The sequence below is a fragment of the Mycobacterium sp. NGS51 genome (assembly GCF_059812525.1).
This window is the reverse complement of sequence record NZ_JCALCV010000018.1, coordinates 42,351-62,453: the sequence shown is the minus strand read 5'-3', so window position 1 is coordinate 62,453 and position 20,103 is coordinate 42,351. Positions and strand designations below refer to the sequence as shown.

Annotated in this window: 15 protein-coding genes, 1 tRNA gene and 1 other RNA gene; 10 read left to right on the top strand and 7 right to left on the bottom strand. The window is 64.9% G+C overall.

The genetic code is table 11. From position 1 onward, the window contains the following. Window positions 1-2 precede the first annotated feature (2 nt). Both eccB and eccCa read left to right on the top strand, forming a co-directional pair. Window positions 3-1,499, top strand: a complete 1,497-nt coding sequence (gene eccB, locus AC5Y5W_RS20155; RefSeq protein WP_500022537.1) for a type VII secretion protein EccB — start codon at window positions 3-5, stop codon at window positions 1,497-1,499. 2 nt (window positions 1,500-1,501) lie between these two features. After that, entirely contained in the window at window positions 1,502-5,581 is a 4,080-nt protein-coding gene (eccCa, locus tag AC5Y5W_RS20150; protein WP_500022536.1) for a type VII secretion protein EccCa, read from the top strand. 1 nt (window position 5,582) lies between these two features. Here the strand turns inward: eccCa and recR are convergent, their stop codons facing one another. Together recR and AC5Y5W_RS20140 are read right to left on the bottom strand one after the other, a co-directional pair. Further along, window positions 5,583-6,194, bottom strand: a complete 612-nt coding sequence (recR, locus tag AC5Y5W_RS20145; RefSeq protein ID WP_500022535.1) for a recombination mediator RecR — start codon at window positions 6,192-6,194, stop codon at window positions 5,583-5,585. Between the two features lie 9 nt (window positions 6,195-6,203). Further along, window positions 6,204-6,539 (bottom strand): YbaB/EbfC family nucleoid-associated protein, encoded by a 336-nt coding sequence (locus AC5Y5W_RS20140; RefSeq protein ID WP_082969411.1) that lies wholly within the window; start codon window positions 6,537-6,539, stop codon window positions 6,204-6,206. A 166-nt stretch (window positions 6,540-6,705) separates the two neighbouring features. Between AC5Y5W_RS20140 and AC5Y5W_RS20135 the strand changes: the two genes are divergently transcribed. Continuing rightward, the gene (locus tag AC5Y5W_RS20135; RefSeq protein WP_500022587.1) at window positions 6,706-7,410 is read left to right on the top strand and encodes an Rv3717 family N-acetylmuramoyl-L-alanine amidase; all 705 of its coding nucleotides are present in this window, start codon (window positions 6,706-6,708) and stop codon (window positions 7,408-7,410) included. Here AC5Y5W_RS20135 and AC5Y5W_RS20130 read toward each other — a convergent pair. After that, window positions 7,388-7,825 carry an SRPBCC family protein gene (locus AC5Y5W_RS20130; RefSeq protein ID WP_500022534.1) on the bottom strand — a complete coding sequence of 146 codons (438 nt, stop codon included), beginning with the start codon at window positions 7,823-7,825 and terminating at the stop codon, window positions 7,388-7,390. The two genes, AC5Y5W_RS20135 and AC5Y5W_RS20130, sit on opposite strands and share 23 nt — an antisense overlap. A 59-nt stretch (window positions 7,826-7,884) precedes the next feature. On the opposite strand from AC5Y5W_RS20130, the gene AC5Y5W_RS20125 reads away from it, so the two are divergent. Together AC5Y5W_RS20125 and AC5Y5W_RS20120 are read left to right on the top strand one after the other, a co-directional pair. Beyond that, complete coding sequence (locus AC5Y5W_RS20125; RefSeq protein ID WP_500022533.1) at window positions 7,885-9,291, top strand: FAD-binding oxidoreductase; 1,407 nt, start codon at window positions 7,885-7,887, stop codon at window positions 9,289-9,291. After that, window positions 9,288-10,607, top strand: a complete 1,320-nt coding sequence (locus tag AC5Y5W_RS20120; protein WP_500022532.1) for a class I SAM-dependent methyltransferase — start codon at window positions 9,288-9,290, stop codon at window positions 10,605-10,607. The genes AC5Y5W_RS20125 and AC5Y5W_RS20120 overlap by 4 nt, the downstream gene beginning before the upstream one ends. Before the next feature lie 17 nt (window positions 10,608-10,624). On the opposite strand, the gene AC5Y5W_RS20115 is transcribed toward AC5Y5W_RS20120, so the two are convergent. The 3 genes from AC5Y5W_RS20115 to ffs all read right to left on the bottom strand — a co-directional run bounded on the left by AC5Y5W_RS20115 (window position 10,625) and on the right by ffs (window position 13,906). After that, window positions 10,625-12,352 (bottom strand): DNA polymerase III subunits gamma/tau, encoded by a 1,728-nt coding sequence (locus AC5Y5W_RS20115; RefSeq protein ID WP_500022531.1) that lies wholly within the window; start codon window positions 12,350-12,352, stop codon window positions 10,625-10,627. A 103-nt stretch (window positions 12,353-12,455) separates the two neighbouring features. After that, window positions 12,456-13,751 (bottom strand): aspartate aminotransferase type Ic, encoded by a 1,296-nt coding sequence (locus tag AC5Y5W_RS20110; RefSeq protein ID WP_500022586.1) that lies wholly within the window; start codon window positions 13,749-13,751, stop codon window positions 12,456-12,458. Between the two features lie 58 nt (window positions 13,752-13,809). Continuing rightward, window positions 13,810-13,906: signal recognition particle sRNA small type (gene ffs, locus AC5Y5W_RS20105), an RNA gene on the bottom strand. A gap of 67 nt (window positions 13,907-13,973) precedes the next feature. Here ffs and AC5Y5W_RS20100 point away from each other — a divergent pair. The 3 genes from AC5Y5W_RS20100 (at window position 13,974) to AC5Y5W_RS20090 (ending at window position 16,046) form a co-directional block, all read left to right on the top strand. Beyond that, a tRNA-Ser gene (locus AC5Y5W_RS20100) sits at window positions 13,974-14,059 on the top strand. Between the two features lie 62 nt (window positions 14,060-14,121). Next, the gene (gene lucA, locus AC5Y5W_RS20095) at window positions 14,122-14,946 is read left to right on the top strand and encodes a lipid uptake coordinator LucA (RefSeq protein ID WP_500022530.1); all 825 of its coding nucleotides are present in this window, start codon (window positions 14,122-14,124) and stop codon (window positions 14,944-14,946) included. A 41-nt stretch (window positions 14,947-14,987) separates the two neighbouring features. Then, complete coding sequence (locus AC5Y5W_RS20090) at window positions 14,988-16,046, top strand: NAD(P)H-dependent amine dehydrogenase family protein (RefSeq protein WP_500022529.1); 1,059 nt, start codon at window positions 14,988-14,990, stop codon at window positions 16,044-16,046. A gap of 18 nt (window positions 16,047-16,064) precedes the next feature. Here AC5Y5W_RS20090 and AC5Y5W_RS20085 read toward each other — a convergent pair whose 3' ends face one another. Next, a complete protein-coding gene (locus tag AC5Y5W_RS20085; protein ID WP_500022528.1) occupies window positions 16,065-16,397 on the bottom strand; it encodes a DUF732 domain-containing protein in 333 nt (110 codons plus the stop codon). A gap of 334 nt (window positions 16,398-16,731) precedes the next feature. Here AC5Y5W_RS20085 and AC5Y5W_RS20080 point away from each other — a divergent pair, with 334 nt between their 5' ends. Beyond that, the gene (locus AC5Y5W_RS20080) at window positions 16,732-17,163 is read left to right on the top strand and encodes an MmpS family transport accessory protein (RefSeq protein ID WP_065014603.1); all 432 of its coding nucleotides are present in this window, start codon (window positions 16,732-16,734) and stop codon (window positions 17,161-17,163) included. Continuing rightward, a complete protein-coding gene (locus tag AC5Y5W_RS20075) occupies window positions 17,160-20,066 on the top strand; it encodes an MMPL/RND family transporter (RefSeq protein WP_500022527.1) in 2,907 nt (968 codons plus the stop codon). Before AC5Y5W_RS20080 ends, AC5Y5W_RS20075 begins: the two co-directional genes overlap by 4 nt. Window positions 20,067-20,103: the final 37 nt, after the last annotated feature.

The following is a 20,103-nucleotide window of genomic DNA, read 5'->3' as shown; positions in this document are numbered from 1 at the left end:
TCGTGCCGCTCAACCTGTCGAACCGGGATCAGAATTCTGGCCACCTGTTCTACAACCGGCGGCTGCGAGCCGCGATCACCCGCTATTCGGTTCGGATGAAGCACGACGACCGCAAACAGCAGGCCGCGCTGGCGTTGTCGCTGGTGTTCGTCATCCTTGGCATCGGGTGGATGGCATTGCTGCACTTCATGAAACCGGCCGGGTTGGTGGGACACGCGGCAATTGTCGGCGACCGCGACACCGGCGAAATCTACGCCAAGGTCGATGGCCGGCTCTATCCCGCTCTCAACCTGGCCTCGGCGCGCCTGGCTGTCGGCAGCGCGGTTGCCCCGGCCTGGGTCAAGGCCAGCGAGATCGCCAAGTATCCAACCGGACCGATGATCGGTATCCCGGGCGTACCCGACAACGTCGGCGTCAGGTCGACCGCTACCTCCGCCTGGTCGATATGCGATACCGCCACCGCTCGGGGTAGCAGTGCCGCGCCGGTGGTGACGTCCATCGCGGGCCGGCTTTCCGACCGGGACCCGGCCGCCCCGATGGGGCCTGCACAGGCCATTCTGGCGAACCACCGTGATGCGACGTACGTGATCTGGGGCGGCCACCGGTCACGGCTCGACCTCGGCGACCGATCCGTGACCTTCAACCTGGGCCTCGATCCCGCCGTCACACGTCCGATCAATATCTCCAACGCCTTATACGATGCCTTGCCGGCAACCGAACCGCTTGTGGTGCCGGAGATTCCGGAAGCGGGCGGACCGTCGACGTGGCTGCCGGACCTGACCGTGGGCAGTGTGCTGGAGACGCGCGACGCGACGGGCGCCATCAGCGGCTTCTACGCGCTGCTGGCGAGCGGGGTGCAGAAGGTCAGCGGGTTCGTCGCGGACTTACTGCGCACTGCCGATTCGCAGGGCTCGGCCACACCCACGTTGGTTTCACCGGACAAACTGGTCAATGTCCCGGCTGTCGACGGGCTCAACGTGGACTACTACCCGTCGGGCAAGCTGACTTTCCTCGACACCACCGCGAATCCGGTCACCTGCCTGACGTGGAGCAAGCAGACCGGTGATCCGCAAGCGAAGATCGCCGTCGTCAGCGGCCGACGCCTGCCGATCCCGCTCAGTATGGACTCGCACCTGGTGCGGCTGGTGCGCGATGACCGTAGCGCTGATTCGGTAGAAGCCGATCAAACGTTGATGTTGCCGGATGCGGCGAATCTGGTTGCGATCACCAGCGGTGCGGTCACATCCGATAGCCGCGAAAGCCTGTACTGGCTATCGCCCCGAGGCGTGCGCTATGGGATCCAGTGGGACCAACAGGCTTTCCACGCACTGGCTCTGGATCCGCGTGGCGCGGTGCAGGCGCCATGGCCGATCGTACGCACGTTCGCGGCGGGTCCGGCGATCAGTCGGGACGGCGCGCTGTTGGCGCACGACACCATCGCCGGAGGCGGCGCGGTGGCGCCGATCCCGGGAGCCGACGATCGCACGGCGAGGGGTTAGCCGTGTCAAAGCGCAACTTCGTCAGCGGGGCGCGCACACCGCCGCCGATCGTTCCGCCCACCCGAGTGGCGGTCGCTCCGCCCCTCGCGCTGCCGCAGCGCGAACCACGCAACATCCTGTTGATGATCGCCTTTCCGGCGTTGATGGTCGGAATCATCGGCACGCTCGTGGTGATGTACGCGTCCGGCGCCCGTTCACTGCAGACCGGTGTCTTCCCGATGATGGGATTGTTCGGCTTCGGCGCGCTGATGTTCAGCGGTCGTTTCGCCCGCGGCCGCCGGATCAGTTGGGGCGAGCAGGAAAAGCAGCGGCGCGTATATCTGCACCAACTTGATGGGGATCGCGACGAAGTACAGCGTGCTGCGCAGCACCAACGACGTAGCCAACTATTCGTCCATGCCGATCCCCGGCAGCTGGACGCCGTCATTGGCGGCCCACGGATGTGGGAGCGTCGGTCGGGTGATCCGGATTTCCTCGACGTCCGCCTCGGGACCGGTGTTCAGCAGACCAGTGACTCAGCGGTGTCGTTGCAGTGGCCGGACATCCCGATCGGCGAAGAGCTCGAGCCGGTAACCGGCGGCGCACTACGAGATTTCATGGTGGAGCAGGCCAAAATCCGCGATATCGGAAAGGTACTGAGTTTGCGATCGAGGCCCGGCTTCAGCTTCTCCGGCGATGATTCCGGTGAGCTGCATGCCCTGGCGCGATCGGTCCTGTGCTCGCTGGCGGTTTACCACAATCCCGGCGAGCTGAAATTCTTGTTGGTTACCCGTCAACCGCAACTGTGGTCCTGGCTGGTCTGGCTGCCGCACAACCAGCATGACGAGATGTTCGACGCGTGCGGGATGCGGCGACTGGTATTCGCCTCACCCACCGAACTCGAGGAGACGCTCGACGCCGAGTTGCACCGTAAAGGGCGTGGACCGTGGACGCCGCCGACCGGGGCAAGTCCGACGTCGATGCCGTCGCCAATGGATACGGTCGGCGGTCTGACGTTGGGTCCGCATTGGCTGATCATCGACGACGGTGTCGGAATGCCGGAACAGTGGGAGAGCGTCACCGGCCAGAAAGGCATGACCGGAATCACGTTGCTGCGGTTGGCGACCCGTCCCGGTACCGGCGTGGGCTTCGCCGACGATAACGAGCGCTTTGTGCTCCGCGGTGGCAAGCTGTGGCACCGCGACGGCTTCTACGCCGTCGCCGACCGGCTCGCCGCGAGTACCGCTGACCGCTACGCGCGTGCACTGGCCCGGTGGACCCCGAGCGGCCCCGGAGAATCGACCGAACCTGAAAGGCAGCGTGGTGAACTGCTGCGTGCGTTGGGTATCACCGATCCCCGCGAACTCGACGTCGACCAACTTTGGGCCGAAAGCCGCGGACGTGGTGATCCGAACTGGGCGATGGTGCCCGTCGGCGTGAAACGCGGCAACGAGCTGCAGTACGTTATTCTGCGCGCCAAGGACTTCGGTGGTTACGGCTTTCATTCGGTGGTGATTGGCACATCCGGATCGGGTAAGTCCGAGTACTTCTTGTCGTTGTGCAACGGGATCGCGCTGTCACATTCGCCCGAGGCGTTCATCGTGATCTTTGTCGACATGAAATTCGAATCCGCGGCCCAGGACCTGGCGGGATTCCCGCACGTCGCCGGTTCACTGTCCAACCTTGGCAAGGATGATCGGCACCTCGCCGAGCGGATGCGCAAAGCTATCAACGGTGAGATCGCCAGGCGATACCGGCTTTTCAAGGACGCCGGCGCCCGCGATGCCAACGAGTACGAGGAAATGCGGTTGGCCGGGCGCGATTTGGAGCCGGTGCCCATCCTGTTGGTCATCATCGACGAGTATCTGGAGTTGTTTGTTCACCATCCTCAATGGATCGACCTGGTCATCCACATCGGACAAGAGGGCCGCGGGTGCAACGTGTTCTTCACCCTCGGTGGCCAACGGCTGGACTTGTCATCACTGAGCAAAGTCAAGAGCAATATCGCTTTTCGGGTGGCGCTGCGCGCCGAGACCGCGGAGGACTCCCGTGACGTGATCGGCAGCGATGCGGCTTTGCACTTGCCGTCCAAGGAGAACGGCTACGCACTGCTCAAGGTCGGGCCACGTGACCTGGAGCAATTTCGCTGTTTCTACGTCTCGGCGCCGTTCGTACTGCCGAAAAAGGCAGCCGAACTGGGTAACACCGTGAATGTCGGTTTTTCCAAACCCCGCGCTCTCACCTGGGAGTATCAGCCGCTCAACGAGGCGGACAGCGCGGCGCTGGCTATCGCCGATGAGCCCGAGCAACCCGATGAATTCCTCTACGATTCCGACGGCTTCCGAAAAAAGAAACTGGTCGACGTGATCCGAGGGGCACTCGCCGCTCATCCCGCGCGTCCACCTCATCGGATCTGGCTACCGCCTCTGGAAGTCAGCGAGCCGATCGATGCGCTGGTGTCGCGCTGGCGAGGCAAGTCTTGGCAGGCGGACTATGGCCAAAACCCCGGCCTGGTCTTCCCGGTCGGCATGGTCGACATGCCCGACGAGCATGCCCAGCGGGTGCACGTCATCGATGCCGAGATGGACAACATCATGGTGGTCGCCACCACGCAACGCGGTAAGTCGACCACCTTGATGACGTTGATCGCTTCTGCCGCGCTGTCCTACCGGCCGGAGCGGGTGGCGTTCTTCTGCATCGGTGCGTCGCTGTATCCGGTCGAACCAATCCCGCATGTGGCGTCGGTGGTCAGTGTGGCGGACAGTGAAGGCGTATCGCGCACCATAGCCTCGGTCGAGGCCGTGATCCGGACGCGGGAGGCGTCGTTCAAGCACTATCAGATCGACATCGCGGAATTCCGCGAGCGCCGCTTCGGCGCGGCCGGTGGTGTCGGCGCAGACCCCGACGACAGATTCGGCGACGTGTTTTTGGTGATCGACAACTTCGGCGACTTCTACGAGAAGGACAGCGCCATCGGTGATCGCGCGATCGCCATCGCCCGGCAGGGACTGTCGTATGGCGTGCACGTCATCACCAGTGCCAACGCCTGGCTGGTCGGACAGAAGCAGGCGCTGCTCAACGTGTCGAACGCGCGGATACAACTGCGGCTCAGCAATCCCGACGAGTCGCAGATGGGTACCGGCATCGAGCTACGCAAGGCTGCGCGAAACACCTTGGACAAGCCGGGGTTCGGCCTCACCCCGCAGGGATACGAGTTGCTGGTCGGGATACCTGAGATCACCGCCGCCGATGGGTCGCGGTTGGCGACGCGCGACGTGGGAGCCGTTATCGCCGAACTGCCCGGCGTTCAGCGGCTCGAAGCCCTCGCCCGTCTGCCCGAATGTGTTGCTTTGAACCGGATTATCACCCGCTTTGCCGACAGCGCTGAGGCGGCCGATCCGCTGAACGTCGCGTTCGCGGTCGGTGAGAGCGCCTTGCAGCCGGTGGTACTGCCGATGCGGGCCCTGCCTAACCTGCTGGTTGTCGGGCGCCAATCGTGCGGCAAGTCCACGACTTTGGCGGCATTGGGGCAGGCGATCGCCAGCCGATTCGGACCTGAGCAAGCGCAGATCACGATCATCGATCCGAAGACCTCACTGATCGGCAAAATCCGCGGCCCGCATGTGCGCGCCTACGCGTATACGCCCGAGGACATTGACGGGGTGGTCGAAGAACTGGCCCAACTCATGACCCACCGTTTGCCGCCGCCGGGTCTGAGTCAAGAGGAACTGCTCAACCGCGACAGCTGTGACAGCCCACGCCATTTCGTGCTGATCGACGACGAACAGGAGTTGCGGCCGCACGGGGGGATCGGTAAACCCGCCGCGACAGCACCGCTGTGGGGTTTGATCGAACGCAGCCGCGACATCGGCCTGCATGTCATCGCCTCGCGGCTGCCCGGCAACTGGGCCGGCGTGTCGGTGATGAACCCGTTCCTACAGAAGATGACCGGCTCGCGGGCACCCACTCTGTTCATGGATAACGACCCGGCGACGGTGAAAGTCTTCGGCCGGGTCAGTGCGCAGCAGTTGCCGGTGGGCCGTGGACTGTTGGTGACAATCGACGGCGCGATCGAGGGTGTGCTGGTGGGTGCGCCCGAGTGAGCTAAGCCATCGCGCGGCGGCCGGTCAACGCACGGCCCAGCGTCAACTCGTCGGCGAACTCCAGATCACCGCCCATCGGCAGCCCGGACGCGATCCGGGTCACGGTCAGGCCGGGGATGTCACGCAACATCCGTACCAGGTAGGTGGCCGTCGCCTCGCCTTCGGTGTTGGGGTCGGTGGCGATGATCACCTCGGTGATGTCCACCCCGTCGACCTGCTCACCGATCCTGTTCAGCAGTTCGCGGATCCGCAGTTGCTCGGGACCGACTCCGGACAGCGGATCCAAGGCCCCGCCCAACACGTGGTAGCGGCCGCGGAATTCACGGGTGCGCTCCACGGCCTGGATATCTTTGGGCTCCTCGACCACGCACACCACCGAGCCGTCCCGGCGCGCATCCGCGCAGATGCGGCACCGTTCGTCGTCGGAGACGTTGCCGCACACCGCGCAAAACCGCACGCCGTCGCGGACCCTGCTCAGGACTGCGGCGAGCCGGTCGATATCGGCCGGCTCCACGGACAGCAGGTGGAACGCAATGCGCTGTGCGCTCTTCGGCCCGATGCCTGGCAACTTGCCGAGCTCGTCGATGAGGTCCTGGACAGGTCCTTCAAACATGTCGGTACGTCAGGACTCCGGCATGCCCAGCGCGCTGCCCATCCCGCCGGCCAGCGGGCCGAGCTGCTCCTGCGCCATCGTGGTGACCTGCTTGGAGGCATCGGCCAGCGCGCCGACGATCAAGTCCTGCAGCGTCTCGACGTCGTCGGGATCGACGACCTTGGGATCGATCTTGATCGCCACCACCTCGCCGCTGCCCTTCACTGTGACGTCGACCAGGTCGCCGCCGGCTTTGCCGTGCACCTCGGAATTGGCAAGTCGCTGCTGGGCGGCAATCAGTTGTTGTTGCATCTGCTGCGCCTGCGCGAGCAGCGCCGACATGTCAGGCTGGCCTCCGGGTTGCATGACAGTCCCCTTGCGTCGTGGTCTCGAGTTGGTTTCGGCTCGGTTTCGGCTCAGTCGATCGGGCGGTTCGAAACATCAAGCCTAGTCGGCGCCGGGCTACCGTGGCGCCGTGCGCGTATCAGCCGTTTGCCTGCGTGTCGGGATCGCGATCGCCGCTGCCGTCTTCATGGTTGCTCCGGCGCCGGCCAAAGCCGTGCCCACCAACATCGCCGGGATGATCGTGTTCCTCGATCCCGGCCACAACGGAGCCAACGACTCCTCCATCGGCCGTCAGGTGCCCACCGGCCGCGGCGGCACCAAAGACTGCCAGGCCAGCGGCACGACGTCCAACGACGGCTACCCAGAACACACGTTCACCTGGGACACCACGCTGCGGATCCGCGCCGCACTCAACGCGCTGGGAGCCCGGACCGCCCTGTCGCGCGGAAACGACGACGCGCTGGGGCCCTGCGTCGACCAACGCGCCGCAATGGCCAACGCGTTACACCCGAATGCGATCGTGAGCATCCACGCCGATGGTGGTCCGGCCACCGGGCGGGGATTCCACGTCAACTACTCGGCGCCGCCACTCAACCAGGCCCAGGCCGGCCCGTCAGTGCAGTTCGCCCGGATCATGCGCGACCAGTTGCAGGGGTCGGGTATCCCGCCGGCGAATTACATCGGCCAGGACGGGCTGTACGGACGATCCGACCTCGCCGGCCTGAACCTGGCGCAATACCCGTCGGTGCTCGTCGAGCTGGGCAACATGAAGAATCCCGCCGACTCGGCGCTGATGCAGACCCCCGCCGGCAGGCAGAAGTACGCCGACGCGGTGGTCAAGGGCATCGCGGGGTTCCTCGGCAGCCAAGCTACGTCTCCAGCTGTTTCTTGAGATTGGCCAGCACCTCGGCCTGAATCTTCTTCAGCCCCAACGGTGCGAACGTCTTCTCGAAGAAACCTTTCACCCCGCCCGCGCCGGTCCACGTGGTCTTGACGGTGACGCTGGAACCCGGGCCCGCCGGCGCCACCGTCCAGTTGGTGACCATCGTCGAGTTGGCGTCCTTCTCGATGACGGCGTGACCGGCGACATCAACACTGGCCTGCACATCGCGCACCCGGGATTTGGTGGCCTGCAGCTTCCAACTGGCAACAGTGCCTTGGCCCTGGCCGCCCTGCAGCACCCGATAGTCGTGATAGTGCTCGGACAGGATCTTGGGGCGGACGTTTTGGTAGTCGGCAACGGCGGTCAGCACCGCCTCGGGCTGCGCGTTGATCAAGATCGTGCTGGCTGCGCTGACCTGTCCCATCAGGCAAGACTCCTTCGCTGTGGATGTGCTGACACTGTGTGCCGCACGCTGCTGTATCGATGCGTTTGCCGCTGTCGGGGACTAGGGTAGCTGTGGTGCCTGTTCGCGAAGCCGACTTACATCGGGCGGGCGTCGAGCGGTTATTGGGAAGCTATCGCTCCATTCCCGCGACGGCGTCTGTCCGGCTTGCCAAGCCCACATCCAATCTGTTTCGTGCCCGCAGTAAACAGAGTGCGCCCGGGCTGGACACATCGGGGTTGACCAACGTCATTTCCGTCAACCCCGAGGCCCGCACCGCCGACGTGGCCGGCATGTGCACCTATGAGGACCTGGTCGCCGCGACCCTGCCGTACGGCCTGTCGCCGCTGGTCGTGCCGCAATTGAAGACGATCACCCTGGGCGGGGCGGTCACCGGGCTCGGCATTGAGTCGGCGTCGTTCCGCAACGGTTTGCCCCACGAGTCGGTGCTCGAGATGGACATTCTCACCGGCGCCGGCGACTTGCTCACCGTCTCGCCGCAACAGCACCCCGACCTGTATCGAGCATTCCCGAATTCGTATGGCACCCTCGGGTATTCGACTCGGCTGCGGATCGAGTTAGAGGCTGTCAAACCTTTCGTCGCGCTGCGGCATCTGCGATTTCATGCACTGACCGACATGGTGGCGGCAATGGATCGCATTATCGACACCGGCGGATGGGACGGTGTCCCAGTCGACTACCTCGACGGGGTGGTGTTCAGCGCCGACGAAAGCTATTTGTGCATCGGTGCGCGGACCACCACACCGGGACCGGTCAGTGACTACACCGGGCAAAACATCTACTACCGCTCGATCCAGCACGACACCGGCAGCAAAGAAGACCGGTTGACGATGCACGACTACTTCTGGCGCTGGGATACCGACTGGTTCTGGTGCTCACGCTCGTTCGGCGCGCAGAACCCCCGCGTGCGGCGGTGGTGGCCACGCCGCTACCGGCGCAGCAGCTTCTACTGGAAGTTGGTAGGCCTCGACCAGCGGTTCGATATCGCCGACCGGATCGAGAAGCGCAAGGGTAGACCACCGCGCGAGCGGGTAGTCCAGGACATCGAGGTGCCCATCGAGCGCACCCGCGAGTTCTTGGAGTGGTTCTTGGACGCCGTGCCCATCACGCCGGTCTGGCTGTGCCCGCTGCGGTTGCGCGACCAGGGCGGCTGGCCGCTGTATCCGATCCGCGCAGGCCGCACGTACGTCAACGTCGGCTTCTGGTCGTCGGTGCCGGTCGGCGCCACCGAGGGTGCGACGAACCGGCTGATCGAGGCGAAGGTCGGCGAGCTCGAGGGGCACAAGTCGCTGTACTCCGAATCCTATTACACCCGTGAGGAATTCGACGAACTCTATGGCGGGGAAGCTTACAAAACGGTCAAGAAGATGTATGACCCGGACGCGCGTCTCCTCGACCTCTACGCGAAGGCGGTGCAACGGCGATGACGGCGATCAAGGAGGGTCGGGCGCATGCACCGACGAACGGCAAGTTGAGCCTGGCTGAGATCCTGGCGATCTTCACCGAAGGCAGTAAGCACTCGCTGAAGTTCACCGCCTACGACGGCAGCAGCGCCGGCCCCGACGATGCGGTGCTAGGGCTGGATCTGCTGACCCCGCGCGGCACCACCTACCTGGCCACCGCGCCCGGTGAGCTCGGGCTGGCCCGCGCGTACGTCTCCGGTGATCTGCAGGCACACGGCGTGCATCCCGGCGATCCCTATGAGCTGCTCAAAACGCTGGTCGACAAACTCGATTTCAAGCGACCCTCACCGATGGTTTTGGCCAACGTCGTGCGCTCGATCGGGTTCGAGCGGCTGCTGCCGGTCGCGCCGCCGCCGCAGGAGGCGCTGCCCCGGTGGCGCCGCATCGCAGAAGGGCTGCGGCACAGTAAAACCCGTGACGCCGAGGCCATCCATCACCACTACGACGTGTCCAACACCTTCTACGAGTGGGTGCTCGGGCCGTCGATGACCTACACCTGCGCGGTCTATCCGCACCCCGAAGCCACGCTCGAGGAAGCCCAGGAGAACAAGTACCGGCTGATCTTCGACAAACTGCGCCTGCAGCCCGGTGACCGGCTGCTCGACGTCGGCTGCGGCTGGGGCGGCATGGTCCGCTACGCCGCCCGCCACGGCGTTCGCGCGATCGGCGCGACGCTGTCCGCCGAACAGGCCGCCTGGGCGCAGCGGGCGATCGAGGCCGAGGGCCTGGGTGAGTTGGCCGAGGTGCGGCACTCCGACTACCGCGACGTCCGCGAAGGCGGGTTCGACGCGGTCTCGTCGATCGGCCTGACCGAGCACATCGGGGTGAAGAACTACCCGGCCTACTTCGGCTTCCTCAAGACGAAGCTGCGCACCGGCGGACTGCTGCTCAATCACTGCATCACCCGCCACGACAACCGGTCGAAGTACAGCGGCAGCGGCTTCACCGATCGCTACGTCTTTCCTGACGGGGAATTGACCGGCTCGGGGCGGATCACCACCGAAATCCAAGAGACCGGGCTAGAGGTTCTACACGAGGAGAATTTCCGCCATCACTACGCGATGACATTGCGGGACTGGTGCCGCAACCTGGTAGCGCACTGGGATGAGGCGGTCGCCGAGGTCGGTTTGCCGATCGCCAAAGTCTGGGGCCTGTACATGGCGGCTTCGCGAGTCGGCTTCGAGCAGAACAAGATTCAGCTGCACCACGTGTTGGCAGTCAAATCCGACGGACGCGGCGACGATGGCGGACTACCGCTGCGGCCGTGGTGGCAGCCGTAAGTTTTGCGGTAGCACCGCTAACTGTTGTCGATGCGGCGCGCGCCGAGCTCATTCTGCAGCAACTCCAGGGCCGCCTCTTCGGGATCGCGGCGCGGCGCTGAGGTGTCATCGCGGCCGGCCTCGGCGAGCATGCTGTCCTCTTCGGCGGGCTGCGCCGGGTTGCCATCCTCGACCGGTGGCGCAGCCACGCCGGGCTCGCAGCGCACCCGCCAGTTCACGCCCAGTGCATCTTTGAGGGCTTCGGCGATGACGTCGGCGTTGCGTTGCTCGCAGAGCCGCCTGGCCAGCGGCGCCGACTCATGGCTCAACACCAGCGTGTTGCCCTCGACCGCGCGGACGGTTGCCCCGGCCAGCATCACTTCGGTGGTGCGGCTGCGTTGACGAACCTTGTCGCGCACCGTGGGCCACAGCGTTCGCACCGCGGCCGCGCCCGGCTCACCCGCGGCAGCTGCAGGTGCCGGTTCGGGGACCGCGGCGGGTTGCGGCGGAGGTGCTTTCGGCTGGGGCGGGGGAGGGGCCGCCTTGGGCGGGGAGGCCTTGGGCGGGGCAGCCTTGGGCGGTGCGGCTGGTGGGGTGTCCGACGGAATGGACATCTCCAGCCGGGTCTCGATCCGCTCGAGCCGCTGCAGCAGCGCCGACTCGGTGTCACTGGCCGAGGGCAGCAGCAGCCGGGCGCAGATCACCTCCAGCAGCAGCCGCGGTGCCGTCGCACCGCGCATCTCACCGAGCCCGGCCTGCACTACTTCGGCATACCGCGTCAGCGTCGCCGGCCCGATCCGGGTCGCCTGATCGCGCATCCGGTCCAGCACGTCCTCCGGTGCATCCACCACACCGCGCGCTGCGGCATCCGGAACAGCTTGTAACACAAGGAGATCCCGGAACCGCTCCAGCAGGTCGGTGGCGAACCGACGTGGGTCGTGGCCAGCGTCGATGACCGACTCCACTGCCCCGAACAGCGCCGCCGCGTCGGCGGCGGCCAGCGCGTCGACGGCGTCGTCGATCAGTGCGACGTCGGTGGCGCCCAACAGGCCCAGCGCCCGCTGGTAGCCGATCCGGTTGTCGTCGGCACCGGCCCGCAACTGGTCGAGCACCGAGAGCGTGTCGCGGGGCGAGCCGCCGCCCGCGCGGATCACCAAGGGATACACCGCCTCGTCGACGGCGACACCCTCGTGCTGACAGATCCGCTCGATCAGTGCCCGCATGGTGCGCGGCGGCAGCAGCCGGAACGGATAGTGATGAGTGCGCGACCGGATCGTCGGCAGCACCTTCTCCGGTTCAGTGGTGGCAAAGACGAAGATCAGATGTTCGGGCGGCTCCTCGACGATCTTGAGCAGTGCGTTGAACCCGGCGGTGGTCACCATGTGCGCTTCGTCGACGATGAACACCCGGTAGCGCGACTGGGCCGGCGCGTAGAAGGCCCGGTCCCGCAGCTCGCGGGTGTCGTCAACTCCGCCGTGGCTGGCCGCGTCGAGTTCGACGACGTCGATGCTGCCGGGCCCATTGGGCGCCAGTGCGACGCAGGATTCACAAACGCCGCACGGGGTGGGCGTCGGCCCCTGCGCGCAGTTCAACGAGCGGGCCAGGATGCGCGCCGACGACGTCTTCCCGCAGCCGCGCGGGCCGGAGAACAGATACGCGTGGTTGATGCGACCCGCCGCCAGGGCCGTCGACAGCGGCTCGGTGACATGCTCCTGCCCCACTACCTCGGCGAAGGTTGCCGGTCGGTACTTGCGGTAGAGAGCCACAGTCAGCAGGTTACCGACGGGGTGAGACGGACGGCTGCCCCCGCCCAACGTGAAGCTGGCTTCACGCTCGGGCGCGAACGTGAACCCAACTGCACGCCCGGCGTCATGGAGCCGAGGATTTGACCAAGGATTCGGTTGCGGCCAGCAGCGCACACGTCGCCAGCCCATCGATGGCGTTGCGCAAGTCGGGTATCGACGGGAAGGTCGGCGCAATTCGGATGTTCTTGTCGTCCGGGTCTTTTCGGTACGGGAACGACGCGCCCGCCTCGGTGACCGCGATACCGGCGTCCTTGGCCAGTGCGACGGTGCGCCGCGCGGTGCCGGGCAGCACGTCAAGGCTGATGAAGTAGCCGCCTTTCGGCTCGGTCCACGAGGCGATCTTGGACTCACCCAGGCGCTTGTCGAGGATTTCCAGCGCCAGCGCGAATTTGGGGGCCAGGATCTGCTGGTGGCGGAGCATCTGCAGGCGTACCCCGTCGGCGTCGCCGAAAAAGCGCAGATGCCGTAGCTGGTTGACTTTGTCCGGGCCGATTGACTTCTTGCCCGCGTACTGCAGATACCAGGCGATGTTGCCCAGCGATCCACCGAAGAAGCTGACGCCCGCACCGGCGAAGGTGATCTTCGACGTCGACGCGAAGACATAGGGCCGGTTGGGATTGCCGGCCGCGGCGGCCAAGCCCAAGACGTCGACTTGCCGGTCGAAGTCCATTGTCAGGGTGTGCACGGCGTAGGCGTTGTCCCAGAACAGCCGGAAATCGCTTGCCGCGGTCTGCATCTGGACGAGGCGCCGAACTGTCTCCCAGGAGTACGTCACCCCGGTCGGGTTGGCGAACACCGGTACCGCCCACATGCCCTTGATCGCTGGGTCAGCGGCGACCAGTTCCTCGATAAGGTCGACGTCGGGGCCGTCGTCGCGCATCGGAATGGAGATCATCTCGATGCCCAACGTCTCGGTGATAGCGAAATGGCGGTCATAGCCGGGCACCGGGCAGAGGAACTTGACGTTGGGCTCGTCCCGCCAGGGCCGCGGCGAGTCCACGCCGCCGTGCAACATCGAAAAGACGATCACGTCGTGCATGAACTCGAGGCTGGCGTTGTTGCCCGCGATCAGGTTCGGCACGCCGATGCCGAGCAGCTCGCCGAATATCGCTCGCAGCTCCGGTAACCCGTGCAGACCGCCGTAGTTGCGGGTATCGGTGCCGTCCGCGTCGCGGAAGTCCTCCCCCGGCAGGCTCAGCAGCGCGTTGGACAGATCGAGCTGTTCGCCCGACGGCTTACCACGGGTGAGATCCAGCGTCAGCTTCATGGCCTGCAGCTCGGCGTAGTCCTGCTGGTGGCGCACATGCAGAGCCGCGAGGTCCGCTGAGCTGAGGGTGCTAAGGGAGCCGACCGACACCATGCGCCCTTTCATCGTCAACGCCGTGAGTAACAAAAGTCGGACCACCCCGCAGGCTCCGACATGGGGGACCCCGCGCACCCGCTAGAGCCCGTTGACCCTTGCTGCCTTCCGGCCCTGGGGGAGTTCACAGGATAAACGCCGCGCGGGGTCCACCGAGAGTGTAGTACCCGACTTGCGCGGTGACCGAAGGCGCTCACTGACAGCTCGGCTACCATGGCCGACGGAGGATTCGCCTAGTGGCCTATGGCGCTCGCCTGGAACGCGGGTTGGGTTAATAGCCCTCGCGGGTTCAAATCCCGCATCCTCCGCGCTCGGTCTGGGGCGCGACCAGGCTCGATGGTCGCGCCGGACCACCAAGTTGAGGAGGGGTATGGGGCGCACCGCCGCCACACTGTGGCACGCGTCGTTCTCGATTGCTGCCGGCGTCCTCTATTTCTTCTTCGTGTTGCCGCGCTGGCTTGAGCTGATGGGCCAGACCTCGCACACGTTGGGCACGGCGCTGCGCATCGTGGCCGGGGTGCTGATCGCCCTGTCGGCCTTGCCGGTCGTGTTCACGCTGTTGCGCACCCGCAAGCCGGAGTATGGGACCCCGCAGCTGGCGCTCAGTCTGCGCACCTGGTCGATCGTCGCGCACGTGCTGGCCGGTGTGCTGATCATCGGCGCCGCGATCAGCGAAATCTGGCTGAGTCTCGACGCCGCCGGGCAGTGGCTATTCGGAATCTATGGCGCAGCCGCCGCGATCGCGTTGCTCGGGATCTTCGGCTTCTACCTGTCCTTCGTCGCTGAGCTGCCTCCGCCTCCGCCGAAACCGTTGAAGCCGAAGAAGGCCAAGCGTCGGTTGCGGGGCAAGAAGAAGGCCGGCGAGGAGGCCTCGGCGGACGAAGCAGCCGAGGCGGACGAGGTGGACGAAAGCGAAGCCGCTGAGACGCAAGAAGCGGAAACCGCCGCTGCCGATGACGAGACCGCCGCGTCCGACGATCAACCCACCGAGACCGTCGAAGCGGAGGCCGAACCCACCGAGATCGCCGAGTCGGCCGCCGAAGAACCTGAGTCGACCGGCGACGAACTGCCCGCCGCCGAGGACACGCTCGCTACCGAAAACCCTCGCGGCGGTTTGCGTAACCGCCGCCCGAGCGGGAAGTCGTCGTCACGTCGGCGTAAGCGTTCACGCGGTGGAGTAACCGTCGAGGATTAGTAGGGCTATCAACCGCGCCGGTCCTTTCCTATGCTGAGCGAGTGCCAAACAACTATCGGGTCGTCCAGTGGACAACAGGAAATGTCGGGAAGAGCTCGGTTCAGGCGATCGCCGCAAACCCCATGCTCGAACTCGTGGGGTGCTACGCCTGGTCTCGCGACAAGGTCGGTCGTGATGTCGGCGAGTTGTGCGGTATTGCGCCGCTTGGCGTAGCCGCCACCGACGACGTCGACGCGCTGCTTGCGCTGAAGCCCGACTGCGTGGTCTACAACCCGATGTGGGTTGATGTCGACGAGCTGGTACGCATTTTGGCTACCGGCGCCAACGTCGTTGCGACCGCGTCGTTTATCACCGGCCACAACCTCGGCGCCGGCCGCGACCGGATCGCCGAGGCGTGCCAAAAGGGCGGCTCGACGATGTTCGGGTCCGGGGTCAGCCCGGGCTTCGCCGAATTGCTGGCGGTGGTGTCGGCGGTGGTCTGCGATCGGGTCGACAAGATCACTGTCAACGAGGCTGCCGACACCACCTTTTACGATTCCCCGGCAACCGAGCTTCCGGTGGGTTTCGGCACACCGATCGACGACCCCGAACTGCCGGCGATGACGGCTCAGGGCACCGCGGTTTTCGGCGAGGCGGTGCGGCTGGTTGCCGACGCGCTGGGCGTCGAACTCGACGAGGTGCGCTGCGCCGCGGAATATGCCCAAACCACAGCCGATCTCGACCTCGGCTCATGGACTATCCCGGCCGGGTGCGTCGCCGGCGTCTACGCCAGCTGGCAAGGCGTCATCGGTGGCAAAACCGTCGTGGAGCTCAACGTGCGGTGGCGTAAGGGCCAAACATTGGAGCCGGACTGGAAGATCGACCAGGACGGCTGGGTGATCCAGGTCGACGGACGGCCAAGCGTAAAAACCACCGTGAGCTTTCTGCCGCCACCGGATTTCCAGGCGGAGACGATCGCCGACTTCATGACGCTCGGCCACATCATGACGGCGATGCCCACCATCAACGCCATCCCGGCGGTGGTCGCCGCGGCGCCGGGCATCGCGACCTACACCGATCTGCCGCTGACGCTGCCTCGCGGAGTCGTGCCGGCGACCTAATGGACGCGGGGCGAAATGCTAGCTCGCGGGGATGTTCTGCAGCTTGGGCGCCAGCTCAGGGCAGTAGAAGCTGACGGCGGTGCCGAGGAACTGGTACGCCTGCACCTGGGTGGTGCCCCTGGCCAGGTTGTTCTTCACGAACCGAGCGGAGGCGGCAGCATCGGGGTCGATCCCGTCGCCCATCCGTCGGCAGGCGATCTTGGCCAGATAAGGGTTGTAGTCGTGGGCGCCGTATAGGCCGTACGTGTTGAGCTGATTGTCAAAATCAGTGTCGATGTCCGCGTATGCCGGGGCGGCCAGGCCGACTGCAGCGGCGACGGCGGCGATCGAGGCGAACCTTGCTACCTTCATGAGCTGGATGGTACCGCCCCGTGTCGGACTTGGAGACCGATCTGGAGTACGCCGACAAGCTTGGTCGCCGCCACCGATCCGCGAGCCTGTCCAGGTCATTGCATGCCCTTCCCACCCGGTTTCCGTCTATCGGCCTATTCCGATTAGAGTAGCTAAGGTTACACACAAGCTAATTAGTTGAGTCTCTTGGCCCCCGCTCAGGATGGAGGCACCCATGACCATGACCGAGCCGATGACTCAGCTGAGGCGCACCCCTGCACCGTGCCATTGAATGGCTCGGATGCGGAGGAGATCACGAGCGAGCAGGTAGCGGAAAGAGGGGCAAGGTTTTCAGATGTTTGAGCTTCTCAAACGCGTGTGGTTGCCGTTGCTTGTCGTAGTGGTCATCGCTGTCGGCGGGTTCGCGGTCTACCGGGTGCACGGTTACTTCGGTGCGCACGGCAACGCGGGTGGCTCGTCACAGGTGTTCGAAGACACCAAGCCGTTCAACCCGAAGGTCGTGGTCTACGAGATCTTCAGTCCGAACGGCACTGTGGCCGACATCAACTACCTGGATCTCAACGCCGACCCCAAGCGGGTCGACTCCGCACCCCTGCCGTGGTCGCTCAAATTGTCGACTACTGACCCCGCGGTCAGCCCCAACATCGTGGCGCAGGGGCACAGCGACACCATCGGCTGCCGCATCACCGTCGACGGCGTCGTCAAAGACGAAAGGATCCGCAGCGGCGTGAACGCCCAGACCTTCTGCTTGGTGAAGTCCGCATGAGCACCGACGTCACCGAGGCGCCGACCGACGCCCTGCCTGCCCCGGTCCAGGCGGTGCGGGAGCGCTTGCCACTGTGGATCCACCGGTTGGCGGTGCCGATCATCCTCGCGTGGGTGGCGGTCACGGTGCTGCTGAATGTCGTCGTCCCCCAGCTAGACGTGGTGGGACAGATGCGCACAGTGTCCATGAGCCCCAAGGACGCGCCGTCGATGATCGCCACCAAGCGCGTCGGCGCCGACTTCAAAGAGTTCAAATCCGACAGCTCAGCCATGGTCGTGTTGGAAGGCCAGAAGCCACTTGGCGATGCGGCCCACCACTACTACAACGAGCTGGTCGCCAAGCTGCGGGCGGATACCAAACACGTCGAGAACGTCCAGGACTTCTGGAGTGATCCGCTGACTGCGGCGGGTTCGCAAAGCCCGGACGGTCTGGCCGCCTACGTCCAGGTCTATCTCGCGGGCAACCAAGGTGAGAGCCTGGCCAACGAGTCCGTCGAGGCTGTCCAGAAAATTATCAAGGACACCCCGGCACCGCCCGGGGTCAAGGCGTATGTGACCGGGGCGGCGCCGCTGCTGGCCGATCAGCACATCGCCGGCGACCGCAGCCTGAAGCTGATCACCGGGATGACCTTCCTGGTGATCATCGTCATGCTGCTGTTCGTCTACCGGTCCATCGGCACGGTGCTGTTGGTGTTGGGGATGGTTTTCTTGGAGTTGGCCGCGGCCCGCGGCGTGGTGGCGTTCCTGGGCTACCACAACCTCATTGGGCTCTCGACCTTTGCGACCAATCTGCTGGTGACGTTGGCGATCGCCGCCTCGACCGACTACGCGATCTTCCTGATCGGCCGATATCAAGAAGCGCGCACTGCCGGCGAGGATCGGGAGAACGCGTTCTACACGATGTATCGCGGAACCAGTCATGTGATCTTGGGCTCGGGGCTGACGATCGCCGGCGCAACGTTCTGCCTGCGCTTCACCCGGCTGCCGTACTTCCAGTCCCTGGGTGTCCCGTTGGCCATCGGCATGCTCACCATGGTCGCGGCCGCAATGACATTGGGGGCCGCTGTCGTGGTGGTCGGCAGTCGGTTCGGTCTGCTGGAACCCAAGCGGGCCATGCGGATTCGGGGTTGGCGCAAGATCGGTGCAGCGGTGGTGCGCTGGCCCGGGCCGGTGTTGGTCGCGACGGTGGCCGTCTCGCTGGTCGGCCTGATCACCTTGCCCGGCTACAAACCCGGCTACGACAACCGCGACTATCTGCCCGCCGATATTCCGGCCAATGAGGGGTATGCGGCCGCGGATCGGCATTTCTCCCAGGCCCGGATGAACCCGGATCTGTTGTTGGTCGAAACCGACCACGACATGCGCAACCCCGCGGACTTTTTGGTCATCGACAAGGTGGCCAAGGCGGTCTTTCGCACCTCAGGCATCGGACGGGTGCAGGCCATCACCCGACCCCTGGGCACTCCGATCAACCACGCGTCGATCCCGTTTGCGATCAGCATGCAGGGCACCACTCAGCAACTGAACATGCAATACATGCAAGACCGCATGAAAGACATGTTGGTGATGGGTGAGGATATGGCGCGCACCATCACCAGCATGGAACAGATGCTTGAGATCACCCGGGGCATGGCCGAGACCACCCACAGCATGGTCACCAAGATGCACGACATGGAAGCCCATATCCAGGATTTGCGGGTGCACATGGCCGATTTCGAAGACATGTGGCGCCCGTTCCGCAGCTATTTCTATTGGGAAAAGCACTGCTATGACATTCCGATCTGCTGGTCGCTGCGCTCGGTCCTCGAAGCGTTCGACAGCGTCGACATCATGACCGATGACATTCAGAATCTGATGCCTGACATGGACCGGCTGGACACGCTGATCCCGCAGATGCTCACGGTGATGCCGCCGATGATCGAGACCATGAAAAGCATGCGGGTCATGCAGCTGACCATGCAGCAGACCATGGGTGGGCTGCAGGATCAGATGGCAGAAATGATGAAGAACCAGTCGGCAATGGGCCACGCCTTCGACGAGGCCAAAAACGACGACTCGTTCTATCTGCCGCCCGAAGCGTTCGACAACCCCGATTTCAAACGCGGCCTCAAGATGTTCCTATCTCCGGATGGCCATGCAGTGCGGATGATCATCTCCCACGAAGGCGACCCGGCGTCTCCCGAGGGCATCTCGCGCGTCGAGCCGGTCAAACACGCCGTGCACGAGGCCATCAAAGGCACCCCGCTGGAAGGCTCCAAGGTCTACCTCGGTGGTACGGCGCCGATGTACAAAGACCTGGCCACCGGGTCCGCCTATGACCTGGTCATCGCCGGGATCGCTTCGCTATGCCTGATTTTCATCGTGATGTTGATCATCACCCGAAGCGTCATCGCCGCCGCGGTCATCGTGGGCACCGTGACGTTGTCGCTGGGCAGTGCCTTCGGTCTCTCAGTGCTGATCTGGCAGCACCTCATCGGGCTTAATCTGCACTGGATGGTGCTCGCGATGTCGGTCATCATCCTGCTGGCGGTGGGGTCGGACTACAACCTGCTGCTGGTGGCGCGGTTCAAAGAGGAAATTCACGCCGGGCTGAACACCGGCATCATCCGCGCGATGGGCGGCAGCGGCTCGGTCGTGACCTCGGCCGGCCTGGTGTTCGCCTTCACCATGATGACGATGGCGGTCAGCGATTTGGCCGTCGTCGGCCAGGTCGGCACCACGATCGGCCTGGGCCTGTTGTTCGACACCCTGGTGGTGCGCTCGTTTATGACGCCGTCGATCGCCGCGCTGCTGGGCCGCTGGTTCTGGTGGCCACAGCGGGTACGCACACGTCCGGCCAGTGGGCTGCTTCGGCCATACCCGCCTCGTCCGGTAGTACGCGAATTGGTGGATCAACGGCGCTGACCAGGATCGCGCGCGTGCCTGCGTAAACCTCCGCCGA

What these genes read in the sequence shown, in the direction of transcription:
- recR (WP_500022535.1), bottom strand. Translation starts at nt 6,194, where the DNA reads ATGTTTGAAGGACCTGTCCAGGACCTCATCGACGAGCTCGGCAAGTTG.
- AC5Y5W_RS20140 (WP_082969411.1), bottom strand. Translation starts at nt 6,539, where the DNA reads ATGCAACCCGGAGGCCAGCCTGACATGTCGGCGCTGCTCGCGCAGGCG.
- AC5Y5W_RS20135 (WP_500022587.1), top strand. Translation starts at nt 6,706, where the DNA reads ATGGTTGCTCCGGCGCCGGCCAAAGCCGTGCCCACCAACATCGCCGGG.
- AC5Y5W_RS20130 (WP_500022534.1), bottom strand. Translation starts at nt 7,825, where the DNA reads ATGGGACAGGTCAGCGCAGCCAGCACGATCTTGATCAACGCGCAGCCC.
- AC5Y5W_RS20125 (WP_500022533.1), top strand. Translation starts at nt 7,885, where the DNA reads ATGCGTTTGCCGCTGTCGGGGACTAGGGTAGCTGTGGTGCCTGTTCGC.
- AC5Y5W_RS20120 (WP_500022532.1), top strand. Translation starts at nt 9,288, where the DNA reads ATGACGGCGATCAAGGAGGGTCGGGCGCATGCACCGACGAACGGCAAG.
- AC5Y5W_RS20110 (WP_500022586.1), bottom strand. Translation starts at nt 13,751, where the DNA reads ATGGTGTCGGTCGGCTCCCTTAGCACCCTCAGCTCAGCGGACCTCGCG.
- lucA (WP_500022530.1), top strand. Translation starts at nt 14,122, where the DNA reads ATGGGGCGCACCGCCGCCACACTGTGGCACGCGTCGTTCTCGATTGCT.
- AC5Y5W_RS20085 (WP_500022528.1), bottom strand. Translation starts at nt 16,397, where the DNA reads ATGAAGGTAGCAAGGTTCGCCTCGATCGCCGCCGTCGCCGCTGCAGTC.
- AC5Y5W_RS20080 (WP_065014603.1), top strand. Translation starts at nt 16,732, where the DNA reads ATGTTTGAGCTTCTCAAACGCGTGTGGTTGCCGTTGCTTGTCGTAGTG.
- AC5Y5W_RS20075 (WP_500022527.1), top strand. Translation starts at nt 17,160, where the DNA reads ATGAGCACCGACGTCACCGAGGCGCCGACCGACGCCCTGCCTGCCCCG.